17 protein-coding genes and 4 tRNA genes are annotated in these 14,732 nt (G+C 70.1%); 1 reads left to right on the forward strand and 20 read right to left on the reverse strand.

Going from position 1 to position 14,732, the window contains the following annotated elements; all coding sequences use genetic code 11:
* Positions 1 to 4 precede the first annotated feature (4 nt).
* The 16 genes from ABD332_RS11855 to ABD332_RS11930 all read right to left on the reverse strand — a co-directional run bounded on the left by ABD332_RS11855 (position 5) and on the right by ABD332_RS11930 (position 10,013).
* Complete coding sequence (locus ABD332_RS11855) at positions 5 to 694, reverse strand: hypothetical protein (RefSeq protein WP_344501845.1); 690 nt, start codon at positions 692 to 694, stop codon at positions 5 to 7.
* Complete coding sequence (locus ABD332_RS11860) at positions 691 to 1,476, reverse strand: ATP-binding cassette domain-containing protein (RefSeq protein ID WP_344501846.1); 786 nt, start codon at positions 1,474 to 1,476, stop codon at positions 691 to 693. Before ABD332_RS11860 ends, ABD332_RS11855 begins: the two co-directional genes overlap by 4 nt.
* Before the next feature lie 61 nt (positions 1,477 to 1,537).
* Complete coding sequence (rplA, locus tag ABD332_RS11865) at positions 1,538 to 2,260, reverse strand: 50S ribosomal protein L1 (RefSeq protein ID WP_344501847.1); 723 nt, start codon at positions 2,258 to 2,260, stop codon at positions 1,538 to 1,540.
* 85 nt (positions 2,261 to 2,345) lie between these two features.
* The gene (gene rplK / locus ABD332_RS11870; RefSeq protein ID WP_033357679.1) at positions 2,346 to 2,777 is read right to left on the reverse strand and encodes a 50S ribosomal protein L11; all 432 of its coding nucleotides are present in this window, start codon (positions 2,775 to 2,777) and stop codon (positions 2,346 to 2,348) included.
* Between the two features lie 120 nt (positions 2,778 to 2,897).
* Positions 2,898 to 3,611 carry a transcription termination/antitermination protein NusG gene (nusG, locus tag ABD332_RS11875; RefSeq protein ID WP_344501848.1) on the reverse strand — a complete coding sequence of 238 codons (714 nt, stop codon included), beginning with the start codon at positions 3,609 to 3,611 and terminating at the stop codon, positions 2,898 to 2,900.
* 53 nt (positions 3,612 to 3,664) lie between these two features.
* Positions 3,665 to 4,129 (reverse strand): preprotein translocase subunit SecE, encoded by a 465-nt coding sequence (secE, locus tag ABD332_RS11880; RefSeq protein WP_344501849.1) that lies wholly within the window; start codon positions 4,127 to 4,129, stop codon positions 3,665 to 3,667.
* A gap of 175 nt (positions 4,130 to 4,304) precedes the next feature.
* A tRNA-Trp gene (locus ABD332_RS11885) sits at positions 4,305 to 4,377 on the reverse strand.
* A 123-nt stretch (positions 4,378 to 4,500) separates the two neighbouring features.
* Positions 4,501 to 4,899, reverse strand: a complete 399-nt coding sequence (locus ABD332_RS11890) for a MaoC family dehydratase (protein ID WP_344501850.1) — start codon at positions 4,897 to 4,899, stop codon at positions 4,501 to 4,503.
* A gap of 1 nt (position 4,900) precedes the next feature.
* The gene (locus ABD332_RS11895) at positions 4,901 to 5,347 is read right to left on the reverse strand and encodes an FAS1-like dehydratase domain-containing protein (protein ID WP_344501851.1); all 447 of its coding nucleotides are present in this window, start codon (positions 5,345 to 5,347) and stop codon (positions 4,901 to 4,903) included.
* A 76-nt stretch (positions 5,348 to 5,423) separates the two neighbouring features.
* Positions 5,424 to 5,591 carry a 50S ribosomal protein L33 gene (rpmG, locus tag ABD332_RS11900; RefSeq protein ID WP_033357682.1) on the reverse strand — a complete coding sequence of 56 codons (168 nt, stop codon included), beginning with the start codon at positions 5,589 to 5,591 and terminating at the stop codon, positions 5,424 to 5,426.
* Between the two features lie 100 nt (positions 5,592 to 5,691).
* Positions 5,692 to 5,764: transfer RNA gene (locus ABD332_RS11905), tRNA-Met, on the reverse strand.
* Positions 5,765 to 5,798: 34 nt separating this feature from the next.
* Positions 5,799 to 5,871, reverse strand: a tRNA-Thr gene (locus tag ABD332_RS11910).
* Between the two features lie 604 nt (positions 5,872 to 6,475).
* Positions 6,476 to 9,010 (reverse strand): putative bifunctional diguanylate cyclase/phosphodiesterase, encoded by a 2,535-nt coding sequence (locus tag ABD332_RS11915; RefSeq protein ID WP_344501852.1) that lies wholly within the window; start codon positions 9,008 to 9,010, stop codon positions 6,476 to 6,478.
* A 65-nt stretch (positions 9,011 to 9,075) separates the two neighbouring features.
* Positions 9,076 to 9,294 carry a hypothetical protein gene (locus ABD332_RS11920; protein ID WP_344501853.1) on the reverse strand — a complete coding sequence of 73 codons (219 nt, stop codon included), beginning with the start codon at positions 9,292 to 9,294 and terminating at the stop codon, positions 9,076 to 9,078.
* 160 nt (positions 9,295 to 9,454) lie between these two features.
* Positions 9,455 to 9,781 carry a hypothetical protein gene (locus ABD332_RS11925; RefSeq protein WP_344501854.1) on the reverse strand — a complete coding sequence of 109 codons (327 nt, stop codon included), beginning with the start codon at positions 9,779 to 9,781 and terminating at the stop codon, positions 9,455 to 9,457.
* Positions 9,782 to 9,932: 151 nt separating this feature from the next.
* A tRNA-Tyr gene (locus ABD332_RS11930) sits at positions 9,933 to 10,013 on the reverse strand.
* A 99-nt stretch (positions 10,014 to 10,112) separates the two neighbouring features.
* Here ABD332_RS11930 and ABD332_RS11935 point away from each other — a divergent pair.
* The gene (locus ABD332_RS11935; protein WP_344501855.1) at positions 10,113 to 10,607 is read left to right on the forward strand and encodes a YajQ family cyclic di-GMP-binding protein; all 495 of its coding nucleotides are present in this window, start codon (positions 10,113 to 10,115) and stop codon (positions 10,605 to 10,607) included.
* Positions 10,608 to 10,611: 4 nt separating this feature from the next.
* On the opposite strand, the gene ABD332_RS11940 is transcribed toward ABD332_RS11935, so the two are convergent.
* From ABD332_RS11940 to ABD332_RS11955, 4 genes are all read right to left on the reverse strand, one after another.
* Complete coding sequence (locus ABD332_RS11940) at positions 10,612 to 10,761, reverse strand: hypothetical protein (RefSeq protein ID WP_344501856.1); 150 nt, start codon at positions 10,759 to 10,761, stop codon at positions 10,612 to 10,614.
* Positions 10,762 to 10,798: 37 nt separating this feature from the next.
* Positions 10,799 to 12,004 (reverse strand): MFS transporter, encoded by a 1,206-nt coding sequence (locus ABD332_RS11945; RefSeq protein WP_344501857.1) that lies wholly within the window; start codon positions 12,002 to 12,004, stop codon positions 10,799 to 10,801.
* Positions 12,005 to 12,089: 85 nt separating this feature from the next.
* Positions 12,090 to 12,962: a zinc metalloprotease HtpX gene (htpX, locus tag ABD332_RS11950; protein WP_344501858.1), complete on the reverse strand. Its 873-nt coding sequence runs from the start codon at positions 12,960 to 12,962 to the stop codon at positions 12,090 to 12,092.
* Between the two features lie 88 nt (positions 12,963 to 13,050).
* On the reverse strand, positions 13,051 to 14,652 hold the full coding sequence (locus tag ABD332_RS11955; protein ID WP_344501859.1) for an NADH-quinone oxidoreductase subunit N: 1,602 nt from the start codon (positions 14,650 to 14,652) through the stop codon (positions 13,051 to 13,053).
* Between the last annotated feature and the right edge of the window lie 80 nt (positions 14,653 to 14,732).

Raw genomic sequence — 14,732 nt, forward strand, 5'->3', positions numbered from 1 at the left:
GCGTCTACGGCCTGGTCCGCCGCAGGTGGGCGTAGGCGGCGACGGCGAGCGCGGCCCACACGACGCCCCAGCCGGTGGTGACGGCGACAGCGGTCAGGTCGGCACCGCCGACGGTGTCGCGGGCGGTGGTCATCAGCGGCGGGGCCAGCCACGGCGCCGGCGAGCTCTTCAGGCCGAGCACGACCGCCATGACCACGCCGCCGACGAGGATCGCCAGGCCGCGGGCCGCCTGCCCGGACACCGCGCGGCTGGCCAGGGCGCCGAGGCCGACGGCGGGCAGGAGCAGCAGCAGGTGCGCCCACAGGCCGAGCGCGATGCCCTCCCCCAGCGGCGGGTCGCCGGCCTTCTGCGGTCCGGTGACGCCACCGACGAGCCACGGCAGGATCATCGCGACCAGGATCACCGGCAGGGCGGCGACCAGCGCCGCGGCGACCCCCGCGGCGGTCTCCCGGCCGGCGCCGAGCGCGACCCTGCCGATCCGCCGCTGCACGTCGGGCTCCACGTCGAGCAGGAGCTTCGTCTGCCAGGCCAGGACCCCGAACAGCACGGCCGCGGACACCCCGTAGGCCTCGCCGGCCTGGGACTGCCCGCCGCCGTACAGGATGGACAGCACGACCAGGGCGGCCAGCAGCGGCGCGGCGGCCCGGCCCGTCTGGACGAAGCCCGCGAGCCGCATCCTGACCAGGGCGGTCACCGCTCCTCCCGGACGCCGAGGACGTCGAACCCGTCGGCGCGCAGCCTCGCCACCGCCCGGTCCGCGTGCGTCGCCGCGACGGCGAGCTCGATGATGCGCCTGGCGGCGGGGCGCTCGCCCCGGGGGCCGGTCACGCCCTTCCGGCCCTCTTCGCCCACCCAGCCGTCTTCGCCGACCCGGCCATCTGCTTCGCTCACCCGGCCGTCGCGGACGTGCCAGCGGCGGGCCCCCGGCAGGCGGGCGACCTCGCCGAGGTGGTCGCTGATGAGCACCGACCCGCCGCGGGCCACGACGTCGGCGACGATCGCCGGCACCTGTTCACGGGTCGCGGCGTCGAGGCCCTCCCACGGCTCGTCGAGGACCAGCAGGCCCGGCGGGTCCAGCAGTGCCTGGACGAGGCCCACCTTCTGGGCGGAGCCCTTGGAGAGGCGGCTCAGGCGTACATCGAGAAACCCCACGAAATTGAGGCGCTCGGCCCATTCGTCGATGCCGGCGCTGTCGGCTCCGCGGATCGCCGCCATGTGCGTCAGGTAGGCGCGGGCGGTGAACGGCTGGTCGGCGGGGAACCGCTCCGGGACCCAGCCCACCACCGGCGGCCTTCCGGAGACCGTGCCCCGGCCGGGCCTCAGCACCCCGGCGGCGAGCTGGAGCAGAGTCGACTTGCCGGAACCGTTGGGGCCGAGCACGACCGCGGTCTCGCCGGGACCGAGCTCCAGGTCGACGTGCTGCAGGGTCCACGCCGCATTACGGGCGTACCGGAACCAGACGTCGTGGAACTGCACGCCCCCGAACATAGACGACGGCGGGCACCCTCGGATGCCCGCCGTCGTCGTGCCGCTGTGCTTACTCCGCGGACGCGTCGTCCTCGAGGAGGTTGCGCGTGCGGTTCGGGTCGACCGGGATGCCGGGGCCCATGGTGGTGGTGATGAAGATCTTCTTCAGGTACTTGCCCTTGGCCGCGCTCGGCTTGGCCCGGTTGACCTCGTCGAGGACCGCCGCGTAGTTCTCCACCAGCTGCTGCTCGGAGAAGCTCGCCTTGCCGATGATCAGGTGGAGGTTGGAGTGCTTGTCCACCCGGTAGGTGATCTTGCCGCCCTTGATCTCGTTGACCGCCTTGGTGACGTCCATCGTGACCGTGCCCGTCTTCGGGTTCGGCATCAGGCCGCGCGGGCCCAGGATCCGCGCGATCCGGCCGATCTTGGCCATCTGGTCGGGGGTGGCGATCGCCGCGTCGAAGTCCAGCCAGCCTTCCTGGATCCGGGCGACGAGGTCGTCGGTGCCCACCGCGTCGGCGCCGGCGGCCTCGGCCTCAGCGGCCTTCGGGCCCTGCGCGAAGACGATGACGCGGGCGGTCTTGCCGGTGCCGTGGGGCAGGTTGACCGTGCCACGGACCATCTGGTCGGCCTTGCGGGGGTCGACGCCCAGCCGCATGGCCACCTCGACGGTGGGGTCGAACTTGACGGTGGTGGTCTGCTTGGCCAGCTTCACCGCGGCGATGGGGCTGTACAGCGCGTTGCGGTCGACAAGGTCCGAGACCTTGCGGTAGTTCTTTCCGTGCTGCGACATGTCGCTTTTACTCCTGTGGTGATCGTGCGGGCGCTTTCCGCGCCCTCCCACTTGGTCTTTGGTTGTGCTTGCCGGCGGAGCTTGATCAGTCCTTGACGACGATGCCCATGGAGCGGGCGGTGCCGGCGATGATCTTCTCGGCCTGCTCGATGTCGTTGGCGTTGAGGTCGGCCATCTTCTTCTCGGCGACCTCACGCAGCTGGGCCTTGGTGATCGAGCCGACCTTGTCCTTCTGCGGCACGCCCGACCCCTTCGGCACGCCGGCGGCCTTGAGCAGCAGGCGGGCGGCGGGCGGGGTCTTGAGGATGAACGTGAACGTCCGGTCCTCGTAGACGCTGATCTGCGCGGGGATGATGTCGCCGCGCTGGGACTCCGTCTGGGCGTTGTACGCCTTGACGAACTCCATGATGTTCACACCGTGCTGACCGAGCGCGGGGCCGACCGGCGGCGCCGGAGTGGCCTGGCCGCCCGGCAACTGAAGCGTGAAGGTCTTGACGAGCTTCTTCTTCGGAGGCATGGCTGCTTTCGTCTTCCTGGGCTGGAGTTTCGTGCCTTGTTGTATGACGGCTCGCGGCCGTCTCCACGCACGACTGAGCGCCCGGCACTTGGCCGGACGCTCAAGCGTACCGCAGACGAATTAGATCTTCGTGACCTGGTTGAAGTTGAGCTCGACCGGGGTCTCCCGGCCGAAGATCGAGACCAGGACCTTGAGCTTCTGCTGATCGGCGTTGATCTCGCTGATCGTGGCCTGCAGCGAGGCGAACGCGCCGTCGGTGACGGTGACCGAGTCGCCGACCTCGAAGTCGAGGACCTTGACCTCGGGCTTGCCGGCCTTCTTGCCCTCCTGCTGCACCACCGGCGCGAGCCACTTGAGGACCTCGTCCAGCGACAGCGGCGCCGGCCGGTCGGCCCGGTCGGTCGCGCCGACGAAGCCGGTCACGCCGGGCGTGTTGCGCACGCACGAGTAGGACTCCGCCGTCAGCTCCATCCGGACGAGGATGTAGCCGGGGAAGACCTTGTTCTGCACCTGGGTGCGCTTGCCGTTCTTGATCTCGACCTCTTCACGAGTCGGGACCTCGACCTGGTAGATGAACTCTTCCATGTCGAGGCTCGTGATACGGGTCTCGAGATTCGTCTTGACCTTGTTCTCATACCCGGCGTAGGAGTGCACCACGAACCAGTCACCGGGCGCGAATCGCAGTGCGGCACGCAGCTCGGCGACGGGGTCCTCGGCGTCGGCCGCCGCCCCTGCCGGCTCGGGGGCCGTGCTGGGCGTGGCGGCCGTCATCACCGTCGACGTTTCCTCGTGCTGCTCGTCGTCGGTTGAGGCGGTCTCGTCGAATTCCTGCACGCTGCTCACTTCCGTCTGTCAAGTCTTCGCATCTGCGGCCGGTCCGCTGTGGACTACTCCGCTTTGTTGCCGAAGGCCCAGAGGACGCCCTTGGCGAGCAGGTAGTCGAGGCCACCCACGATCGTCAGCATCACGATCACGAACACGACGACAACCACCGTGTAAGTGGTCAGCTCTTTGCGGGTCGGCCAGATCACCTTACGCAGTTCGGCGACAACCTCGCGGACGAAGTTGATGAGCCGCGCGAAGATGTTGTTCGAGCTGCCCTCTTTGACCTTGGTCTTCTTCTTGTCCGTCTCTTTGACGTCCTTGGACTTGGCCTTCGCGTCCTTGGACTTCGTCAGGACCGTCTTGCCGTCCGCGTCGTCGTCATCGGCGTCCACGTCATCGTCAAGGTCGCCGTCGAGCTCGTCGAGCTCATCGGCGAACTCCTCCTCGATGGCCGCGTCCTCGGCGCTGAGCTCCTCGTCACGGCGATCGTCGGCGGGGTCGGTCCCGCGTCGCCTGCGTTCGGCCACTTTCGCCCTCTTCCGTGATCTCGCGAGTGCTCGGTCCGATGAGTGGCCCGCGGATCCGCCCGACCAGGGCCACCGGCGATGAGCCGGCGGCACTCGGCGGGACCAACCCGTGACCGCTGGAGGTCCGACCCGATCGGCGGATCGGGCACCCCAGACCCAGGTCAGGCCTTCGGCGCAGGGGCGACAGGACTTGAACCTGCAACCTGCGGTTTTGGAGACCGCTGCGCTGCCAATTGCGCCACACCCCTTCGTGGTGATCGCGCCTCCCGGACCCCTCTTCAGAGGGTGCCGAGAGGTTGCTCACCCCACGGGCGACCAGTGTACGGGTTCGGGTGGGATATCCCAACCACCCCCCTCCACCGAGTCGCTCCCTATGCCCTGACCAGGGCTTTTGCGGCACCAAGAATCTTGTCGCCGTTGCACGTGGCGGTGATGTCGATCTGCGCGACACCATCCTCCGCTACCCGCTTCACGACGCCGCTCACCACGATCTCGGTGCCTTTGTCGTCGTCCGGGACCACCACCGGGTTGGCGAACCGGGTGGAGTACTCGACGATCGATGCGGTGCCACCCACCCAGCAGGCAACCGCCTGTCCCGCCAGGGCCATCGTCAGCATGCCGTGCGCGATGACACCCGGCAGCCCGACCGAGGTCGCGACGCGGTCGCTCCAGTGGATCGGGTTGAAGTCGCCGGAGGCCCCCGCATACCGCACCAGATCGGCGCGGGTCACCTGGAACGTCTGCGGCGGGAAAACGGTGCCGACCTGCATCTCAGCCCTCCCCACGGACCACGAGCCGGGTCCAGATCGTCACGACGAGCTCGCCCTCGACGGTCGACACCTCGTGCCTGGTCGTCAGGAACGCGTGCCCGGCGCGGCTGCTGATCTCCTCCACCGCCATCACCGTCACCAGATGGTCGCCGGCGACGATCGGCCGCTCGTAGCGGAACGTCTGCCCGCCGTGCACCACCCGGCTGTAGTCCAACCCGAACGCCTGGTCCTCGACCAGCTGCTGCCCGGCGTTCTGACTCAGGATGATCGCGAACGTGGGCGGGGCGATCACGTCCTTGTAGCCCTTGGCGCGCGCCTCGGCGAGATCCCGGTGCACCGGGTCGCTGGCGCTCACCGCGTCGGCGAACTCCCGGATCTTCTCCCGGGCGACCTCGTATGGCGGGGTCGGCGGAAACACCCGCCCCATGTACGACTGATCCAACGGCATGGTGTGCAACTTACCGCTGGCACGAAAAAGCCCCGGCTGTGGGCCGGGGCTTTGTTCCTTGCGTTCCTGAGACTGGTTACCGCGTCTCGCGGTGCACGGTGTGCTTGCCGTCCCGGGGGCAGAACTTCTTCAGCTCGATGCGGTCCGGGTCGTTACGGCGGTTCTTCTTCGTGATGTAGTTCCGCTCTTTGCACTCCGTGCACGCCAGCGTGATCTTCGGACGAACGTCGGTCGCCTTGGCCATGGCGAAGTGCCTTCCTTCAGAGCGGGGTTCAGGTCCAGCGAACGAGCATAGCGGCTCACACTGGCAGTCGCCGAATCGGACGACCTCTGTGGTGCGTCTGTAGCGGTGGCCGGACTTGAACCGGCGACACAGCGATTATGAGCCGCTTGCTCTACCATCTGAGCTACACCGCCGCGGCGGACTCGATGACTCAAGCCCGGTCTCTCGAGCCCCCTTACGGAATCGAACCGTAGACCTTCTCCTTACCATGGAGACGCTCTGCCGACTGAGCTAAGGGGGCGCATCAAGTGCGATCCCGCACATGCGCTCGCTAAGCGTACACGGCCCTCGCCGTGGCACGAAATCGAGTTCCCCGAAGTGGTGTTTGCCCAGCTTGTGACCCCTGCCTCCGGCGTGTCTCCCCGCTTCGGCCGACCCTTCCCGCACTCGCCGAGTGGGCCACGTCACCACCTTCTCGCGGATGCGCCACCGTCCAGCATCACTGCCTGCCGCGCCGGCCTGAACGTCGCGCAGCCCCGGTCCAGGGCACTGCTTCGTGTGTCGCCGCGAACCCCTGCACCGGGGCACGCCGCCGGGTGACGATTCGGCCGGGAGGTCGGCGGACGACCGGGACCCTTGGTTCCCGCATGTCGCGGAACCGCTCGGGCCTCTCCGAGAGGCACAGGGGCCTCTAGAGGCAACGTCCGCCGGCACGCCCGGCACGTCCACGCCCGGTGACCACCGCGCCGGAGCCGCGTCCCTAGCCGCATCGCCGCGTCGCTCTGCCACATCACCCCGCCGCCCAGCCCAGCCCAGCCCAGCCCAGCCGCCCGTGTCGCCCCGCCGCATCGGTTGGCGGGCCTACGGCACAGCGCAGGGCACGGGACTCGGCGGCTGGAGTGGGGCTACGGCACGGCGCGGAGCCAGCGGACCTCGCCCGCGGGTGGGACGGTGGGGTCGGCGTCGGCCTGGATCTGGAGCCAGGACTCGAAGCGCTCGTAGGGCAGTGCGCGGCTGAACAGGAAGCCCTGACCCATGTCGCAGTGCATGTCCTCGAGCAGGCCGAGTGTGAGCTCGCTCTCAACGCCTTCGGCGACCACGGCGAGCCCGAAGTGGCGGGCCATGTCGACAACGGTCCGCACGATCGCGAGATCCGCGGTGTCGGTCGCCATGCCCTGCACGAACGCGCGGTCGATCTTGACCTCCTGCACCGGCAGGCGGCCGAGGTCCGCGAACGACGACCGGCCCGCGCCGAAGTCGTCGACGGACAGCAGCACGCCCAGCTCGCGCAGGCGCTTCAGGGCGGGAACGCTGCGGCCGCTGCCGAGCAGCTCCTGCTCGGAGAGCTCCAGGATGATCCGCTCGGCCGGCACGCCGTGCTTCTCGAGCAGCTCCGACACCTGTAACGGGAAGTCTGCGTCGCCCAGGGTGCGGACCGAGATGTTGACCGCCACGGTGAGCGAACGCCCGGCGTCGGCCCATTCACGGGCCCTGCGGATGCCTTCTTTGAGGACCACACTGTTGAGCCGGGCGAGCTGACCGGTGTGCTCCGCGACCGCGACGAAGTCCGGCGGCGCCACCTGACCGTGCACCGGATGCTCCCAGCGGGCCAGGCACTCCACCCCGACCAGCCGGCGGTCCTTGAGCGACACCTTGGGCTGGAAGTAGACCTCCAGCTCGCCGGTGTTGAGCGCGGCATCCAGGTCCGCGGCCAGCCCGACGCGCCGCACAGAGCGCGACTGCAGGCCGGCGTTGAACAGCTGGACGATCCCGCGCGACTTCGCCACCGATGTGGCCACCACGGCCCGCTGCAGCAGCGCCTCGGGCTCCGAGCCGTGGTCCGGGTAGATCGACACACCGACGTTGGTGTCGACGTCGATCGTGAGCGAGTCGATGACCATCCGGTCGCGCAGCCCCGCCCGCAGCGTGTCGGCAACCGCCGCGGCCGCCTCGGCACTGGCCGTGCGCAGCTCGACCGCGAACTCGTCGCCGCCGACCCGAGCCACCAGCGCACCCTGCGGCGCCAGCCCACGCAGCCGCTTCGCGACCTGGATCAGCACCTGGTCGCCGGCGTCATGCCCCAGCGACTCATTGACCTCGCGCAGCGCGACGACGTCGAACAGCAGCACGGCGACGACCTCGCGCGGTCCCCGGCCGGTCATCGCCTCGCCCAACGCGGTGAGCATCCGGCGCCGGTTGGCCAGGCCGGTGAGCGCGTCGTGGTTGGCGTCGAACTGGAGCCGGTCGACCAGGCGGCTGTTCTCGACCGCCGCGCCGACCTGCAGCGACACCGTTTCCAGCAGCTGCACGTCTTCTTTGCCGAAGAGCACCTTGTCGCCGAGCCGGCCGGCGACCTCCAGCGTGCCGATCGCGACGCCGCTGGAGCGCAGCGGCACGACGATGATGTCCTTGACCTGCGCCTCTTGCAGCGCGGACTGCAGCTCCGGCCCGCCGGCCCTGGGCCCGGCGACGACGGTCTGCCCGGTGCGCATCGCCAGCTGCCGGAACAGGTCCGGTGTCGGGGCGCTGTCCAGCAGCCCCTGGTAGTCGAACCTGGACGACAGCAGCATCTCGTGATGGCGCCCGTGCCGCGGCAGCCAGAGCGTCGCCGAGTCCGCGGTCAGCAGCGCCCGCACCCGGCCGAGCAGCACGTCCGGCAGCGTGCCGTCGTGGTTGGTCGCGGCGATCTCACGCGTCAACGCATAGATCTCGGTGAGGTTGCGGTGCTGCCGGAAGAACTGCGTGTAGGAGCGATACAGAATGAACAGCACGATCGCCAGTGCGACCAGCAGCAGCGCACCCCAGTCGCTGGCGACCAGGGCGAGCAGCATGACCAGGCCCAGGACGATGTTGACGCCCATCACGGCGAATCCGGGGACCGACGACTTCAGGAACTGCGGCAGCTGGCCGACGCCCTGCAGCAGCACCATGACGCCCGCGATGGCAGCCAGGGTGACCACGTTGCCCGCGAGGATGGCCATGCCGAGCACCAGCCACGTCAGCGGCGAGCCGCCGCCGTGCAGCCCGAACTGGAACACGATCAGGTTGGCCGTCGCGGTGCCGGCGAAGTGGCTGGCGGCGTTGAAGGCGACCTTGTGCCAGCTGAACCGCGCACCGAAGACGTTCCACACCAGCCCGGCCGTCACCCGCACCGCCAGGACGAGCCACGGCGAGAGGTAGTACAGCGCCAGGATGAGCGGGATCTCGTTCATCTTGGTGCTCAGGCCCTGCCGCCTGATGTCGAAGCGGAGCTCGAGCGGCGTGGCGAGGGTCGCGAGGGCCAGCAGCGCCAGCGCGTGACCGTAGTGGTGCCCGACGTGTGACGGCCGGTCGGAGAGCAGGATGGGGAGCGAGAGCAGGACCCCCAGGACGAACAGGGGAGCCGTGATCAGCCACGAGTGGACCTCAGAGCGGCTGATCGGAACCTTTGGAGCCGGCACCCATTCCCCTACCTTTCGGGCATGGAGCCTGGTGCATCACACCGTCCGCGACGCGGGCGGGCCGGCTAGCTCCAGTCCCAGCCTTCAGTGACAAAGATCGGCTCGACCACCGGCGGGGCAGTGTGCGGCTGGATGGCGCGCAGAACGCTCACCAGTCTCACCACAGATCCCTCACTGTCCGTGCTCGCATGCGCTGCACCGGCCGAGACACCGAGCGCAACCACGCCAGCGCCGATCATCACCGCGAACCGTGTCATCCAACGGCCAGGCGTCGTCTCTCGCATCTGTCGCTCCCATGCGATCGCAGTGACATCAGGGTCCCGTATGGATACCCACGATCCTGCCACAGCCAACGTCTGATCCAACAGTGCGAGGGCCAGGATGAAGCGCCGCCACGGAAGAATCGACCTTTCGGCCGATTCCGATAGTGGCGATCCGGCTACATCAGCCCGCCTGATCTAAATCCCTGGCAACTTTTTCGCGACGTCGGGAGTCAGACCTGCCCATCTTTCGTCCCCTGACGGACGGGAGACGGGGGGCCTCGTCGCGCACCTCACGCCAACCGGCTTCGGGATCGTCGTCGGCAAGGACCGCGGACTCGACCCAGCCGACCGCATCCCGCTCGGAGTCGAACGACCGGACCCGGAGCCGCCCGTCGGGGCCGCCGCGCCGGAGCTCCACCTGCCACCGGCCGCCGGCCGCGTTGCGCACGAAGACGTCCCGCCGCACGAGCCGGGACCACCGCCCGTTCCACCACTGCCGCTCATTCATGGGTACATCTTAGAACGCATGTACGACAATTTTCGGAGCTTCGGGAGCAGGCTCAACCGGTAGCTTGCCTACAGGTCCGGGGAGGGCCGCCGGAACGAGAACGGCCCCGGACCAGAGTCACCCCCGGTCCGGGGCCGTGCTGTCTTGCCAGTGGCGGGTAGAGGATTCGAACCTCTGTAGCTTTCGCGACGGATTTACAGTCCGCTCCCATTGGCCGCTCGGGCAACCCGCCTGGCGGAAGCAAGAATAGCGGTACGCCCCGGGGGCAATGCAAACGGGTACCCTCGGCACGCCCATACCGCCAATCGACCGCACCTCAGGAGCAGCTGCCATGGCTTCGGCACCCTCGTTCGACATCGTCAGCAAGGTCGACCGGCAGGAGGTCGACAACGCGCTCAACCAGGCCGACAAGGAGTTGGGGCAGCGGTTCGACTTCCGCGGCACCGGCGCTGAGATCAAGTGGGCCGGGGAGGAGACGGTCAGCCTCCAGGCGGAGACCGAGGAGCGCGTGGTCGCGGCGCTCGAGGTCTTCAAGGAGAAGCTGGTCAAGCGCAACATCTCGCTCAAGTCGCTGGACGCGGGCGAGCCGCGCGCGTCCGGCAAGACGTACAAGATCGACGCGAAGATCGTGCAGGGCATCGAGTCGGAGAAGGCGAAGGCGATCTCCAAGAAGATCCGCGACGAGGGGCCCAAGGGCATCCAGGCGCAGATCCAGGGCGATCAGCTGCGCGTGACCGGCAAGAAGAAGGACGACCTGCAGGCGGTCATCACGCTGCTCAAGGGCGAGGACTTCGGGATCGCGCTGCAGTTCACCAACTACCGGTGACGGCTCAGTCCTGGCGGGCCGGCGGGCGCCGCTCGGGGCGCTCCGCGGTCTCCTCGGCCCGGATCAGCACGAAACTGTCGGTGTCACAGATCTCGGTGTCGGCCTTCTCCCGATGATCGGGGTCTGCCAGCACGGCGTGGATCGGCAATGCCATGAGGCTGGACCATACACGGACGTGCTCCTGGCATCACTCATGTGAGTGACGTCTGCGTGGCGGCCCGCGCGATCGCGCCGCGCGGGTTGGCCGCCACCAGGGCGCCGAACGCGACAGCGGTGCCCGCCAGCAGAAACGCCCAGACGACGCCGCCGGGGCGGTCGACGACGAGTCCCATCGCGGCGACGCCGGCGGCGCTGGACGCCACGGAGACGGTCACCAGCCAGGTGTACGCCTCGTTCAGCATCGATCCGGGCACGATCTGCCCGACGAGCGAGTTCTGCACGGTGAGGGCCGGGGCGATGGTCGCGCCGCCGAGCACGAGTGCGATGCCGAGCGCCAGCGCGCTGGGCATCGCGGCCAGGATCAGGATGCTGGCGGAGACCCCGCCGAGCAGCCAGCCGAGGCGCCCCGGCGGGCGCGTGCCGAAGTAGAAGCCGCTCACGGCGCTGCCGATGCCCCACACCCCGAGCAGCAGCCCGCCAACGCCGGCCGGGTCGTGCTCGACGTACGCGGTGGCGTACGCCGGCACCGCGACCCCGACCCCGCCGAACGCGAACCCGAGGCCGAACGCGGTCACCAGCAGCGGCACGAAGCCGGGGACCCGCAGCGGGCCGAGGCCCTTGGCGTTGGTGTGGTCCGCGTGGCGGCGCCAGGACCGGATGGCCCGGCCCCGGGCGACGGTCAGTGTGCCGAGGAGCGTGACGCCGGCGGCGGCGCCGAGCGCGACCGCGGGCTGCCACAGCACGACGCACAACGCGACCAGCATCGGCCCGGCCACGAAGACGACCTCGAACAGCGCCGTCTCGGCCGCGAGCGCCGTCACCCGTACGTGTGGCAGGTCGGCGGTCAGCGCGTTCCACGTACCGCGCACCGCGGCCGTCAGCGGCGGGAACGTGGCGCCGGCCAGCACCGCTGTACCGACGACGAACGGCATCGGCGAATGCCGGAGCGCGACCACGATCAGCGCCGCGAGGGCGAGCGGGTGGGCGATGCCGGTGACGAGCAGGACCGGTCCGGGACCGACCCGGTCGGCGAGCCGTCCGGCGATCGGGCTGGCCGCGGCGCCCGCGAGGGCGTAGACGGCGCAGGCGGCGGCCGCCTGCGCGTACCGGCCGGTCGTCTGCTGCAGGAGCAGCAGCAGCGACAGCGAGACCATGCCGATGCCGAGCCTGGCGATCACGCCGACGACCAGGAGGACCGGTGCGCCGGGGAGCCGCCAAACCGCCGCGTACTGCCGCAACGCACTGCCTCATTTCCTGCCGGTAACGGGTGAAGAGCCTGCCGATCCTAACGGCAGGCTCCGGTCACCCGTTCAGGAATTTGCGTCAGCGGCGCGTGACACCCGCCATCTGCTCCAGCCTGGCGATCCGCTGCTCCATCGGCGGGTGGGTCGAGAACAGCGATGCGATGCCCCCGCTCCGCAGCGGGTTGTCGATCATCAGGTGGGCCTGGCTGGCGAGCTGACCGTCGGCCGGCAGCGGCAGGGCCTGCGTACCGCGATGGATCTTGCGCAGGGCGCTGGCCAGGGCGAGCGGGTCCGTGGTGAGCCGGGCGCCCGACTCGTCCGCCTGGTACTCACGGCTGCGGCTGATGGCGAGCTGGATCACGGTCGCGGCGAGCGGGCCGAGAATCAGCATCAGCAGCAGGCCGCCGATGCCCGGACCGTCGTCGTCGCTCGACGAGCCCCCGATCGGCAGGAAGATCGCCAGCTGCGCCAGCATGGTGATCATGCCGCCGAGCGCGCCGGCGACGCTGGAGATGAGGATGTCGCGGTTGTACACGTGTGACAGCTCATGTCCGATCACGCCGCGCAGCTCGCGCGGGGTGAGGATGCCGAGGATGCCCTGCGTGACGGCGACCGCCGCGTGCCGTGGGCTGCGCCCGGTGGCGAAGGCGTTCGGTTGCGCCGTCGGGCTGATGTACAGCCTGGGCATGGGCTGCCCGGCGGACGTCGCGAGCTCCCGGACGATGGCGTAGAGCTCGGGCGCCTGGGCCTCGGTGACAGGCTGGGCGTTCATCGCACGCAGGGACAGCTTGTCGGAGAAGAAGTAGCTGAACGCGTTCATGCCGAGCGACAGGAACACGGCGACGACCAGGCCGGTGCTGCCACCGAGCCAGTAGCCGACGAGCAGGATCAGCGAGGTCAGCAGCCCCAGGAGGGCCGCCGTCTTGAGACCGTTGAGATGCCTGTGCTGCATACCATCTACAACACCCCGGTCGGCCGTGCCCCTTCCCTACGCCGGCTGTGAGCTGGCTGAACGTCTCGTCCGAGCCTCATGCAGTGCCTCATGGGGTGAAGAACGCCGCCAGCTCGAGCACTCCCTGCGGCGCCAGCCCGACCAGCACCGCGAGCACGGCGGCGACCCCGACCGCCGCGGCGACCGGCCACCCGGCGCGCACCGGCGCCGCGCCTGGGGCCATGACCGCTGCGATGGCCGGCGCGGTCACCGTGGTCGTGGTTGTGGCGGGCGCCGGTGGCGTGGCCGGTGCGCCCGCAGTGGTCGCGGTCGTCGCGGCCGTGACGGCCGCTGGTTCCGCGGAACCAGAGAACAGGCTCGCGACGACCCGGATGTAGTACGCGAGGCCGATGACCGCGTTGATCGCGACGACGATCGCCAGCCACGCCGCGTCACCGCCGAGCAGGGATCGCACCACGGCGACCTTGGCGAACAGGCCGGCCAGGCCCGGCGGCAGCCCTGCGAGGCCCGTCAACGCGATCACGAGGACCGCCGTCAGCCACGGCGAGCGGCGGGCGAGCCCCCGGTAGTCGGCGATCTCACCACCGTCGGCACTGCCCCGGACCGCGACGACGGCGGCGAACGCCGAGAACTCGAGGATGACGTAGAAGAGGGCGTACGCGACGGTCGCGGCGACGGCGAGCGCGACCGCCTCGGTGGTGCGGCCGCCGGTCGCCAGGAGCGCGCCGAGCGGGGCCAGCACGTAGCCCGCCTGGGCCACCGACGACCAGGCGAGCAGCCGCACCATGCGCCGCTGCCGGAGGGCGACGAGGTTGCCGACCGTCATGCTGAGCACGGCGAGCACCGCGAGCGTCAGCCCCGACGTGGCGAGGACCGGACCGCCGGCCAGCACACCGACCAGCAGCAGCGCGACAACCCCACCGAGCTTCGAGGCGGTCGACAGGTATGCGGCGACCGGCAGCGGGGCGCCGTCGTACGTGGCCGGCGCCCAGGCGTGCGCGGGCACGGCGGCGACCTTGAACGCCAGCCCCGCCAGCAGCAGCACCATGCCGACCTTCAGCAGCGGGCGCAGCTCGGGCACGGCGAGGTCCGCCCGGGCGATGTCGGCGAGGTGCACGCCGCCGGTCGCCGTGTACACGAGGGCGGCCCCGAGCAGCGCCACCGCCGTCGACACGACGCTGACCACGAAGAACGTGACCGCCGCCGACGCCCCGGCGGTGGCGCCGCGCCTGATGCCGACCAGCAGGTACAGCGGCAGGGTGAGCGTCTCGAGCGCCACGATCAGCGTGATCAGGTCACGGGCGCCGCCGAGGACGACCGCGCCGGTCAGCGAGCAGGCGAGCAGGAAGCAGTACTCACCGACGGGCACCTCACCCGTCCGCAGCACCGGCAGCGACAGCGCCACCGCGCCGAGCGCCAGGATCGCGAACGCGGCACCGACGGCCGCGGCGGCCGGGTCCGCCACCAGCGAGCACTGGTCGGGCCCGACGCAGAACGCGGTCCGCCGGCCGGCGTCACCGAGCCCCAGCCCGACCCCGATGGCGGTGCCCGCGGTCGCCACCATCCCGAACGCCGTCGTCCCCACGACCGCGCCCAGCCTGCCCGGCGCGACCAGGTCGGCGAGCAGCACGAGGACCGCGGTGGCGGCGGCGACGTACGTCGGCAGGAGCGCGATCTGGTCGATCGTCATCGCCCGACCTCCCTGACAGGCTCACGGCCCACCGGCCCGGGCGCGAACCCGGACTCCGGGCCAGGCAGAACCCAGGCCGC

The organism is Dactylosporangium maewongense, from assembly GCF_039531485.1.
GTDB classification, from domain to species: domain Bacteria; phylum Actinomycetota; class Actinomycetes; order Mycobacteriales; family Micromonosporaceae; genus Dactylosporangium; species Dactylosporangium maewongense.

Excerpts from the sequence above, each read along its gene's own strand:
- ABD332_RS11940 (WP_344501856.1), bottom strand. The coding sequence starts at position 10,761 with ATGGCATTGCCGATCCACGCCGTGCTGGCAGACCCCGATCATCGGGAG.
- ABD332_RS11920 (WP_344501853.1), bottom strand. The coding sequence starts at position 9,294 with ATGCGAGAGACGACGCCTGGCCGTTGGATGACACGGTTCGCGGTGATG.
- ABD332_RS11955 (WP_344501859.1), bottom strand. The coding sequence starts at position 14,652 with ATGACGATCGACCAGATCGCGCTCCTGCCGACGTACGTCGCCGCCGCC.
- htpX (WP_344501858.1), bottom strand. The coding sequence starts at position 12,962 with ATGCAGCACAGGCATCTCAACGGTCTCAAGACGGCGGCCCTCCTGGGG.
- ABD332_RS11895 (WP_344501851.1), bottom strand. The coding sequence starts at position 5,347 with ATGCCGTTGGATCAGTCGTACATGGGGCGGGTGTTTCCGCCGACCCCG.
- rplK (WP_033357679.1), bottom strand. The coding sequence starts at position 2,777 with ATGCCTCCGAAGAAGAAGCTCGTCAAGACCTTCACGCTTCAGTTGCCG.
- rplA (WP_344501847.1), bottom strand. The coding sequence starts at position 2,260 with ATGTCGCAGCACGGAAAGAACTACCGCAAGGTCTCGGACCTTGTCGAC.
- rpmG (WP_033357682.1), bottom strand. The coding sequence starts at position 5,591 with ATGGCCAAGGCGACCGACGTTCGTCCGAAGATCACGCTGGCGTGCACG.
- ABD332_RS11890 (WP_344501850.1), bottom strand. The coding sequence starts at position 4,899 with ATGCAGGTCGGCACCGTTTTCCCGCCGCAGACGTTCCAGGTGACCCGC.
- ABD332_RS11925 (WP_344501854.1), bottom strand. The coding sequence starts at position 9,781 with ATGAATGAGCGGCAGTGGTGGAACGGGCGGTGGTCCCGGCTCGTGCGG.
- ABD332_RS11935 (WP_344501855.1), top strand. The coding sequence starts at position 10,113 with ATGGCTTCGGCACCCTCGTTCGACATCGTCAGCAAGGTCGACCGGCAG.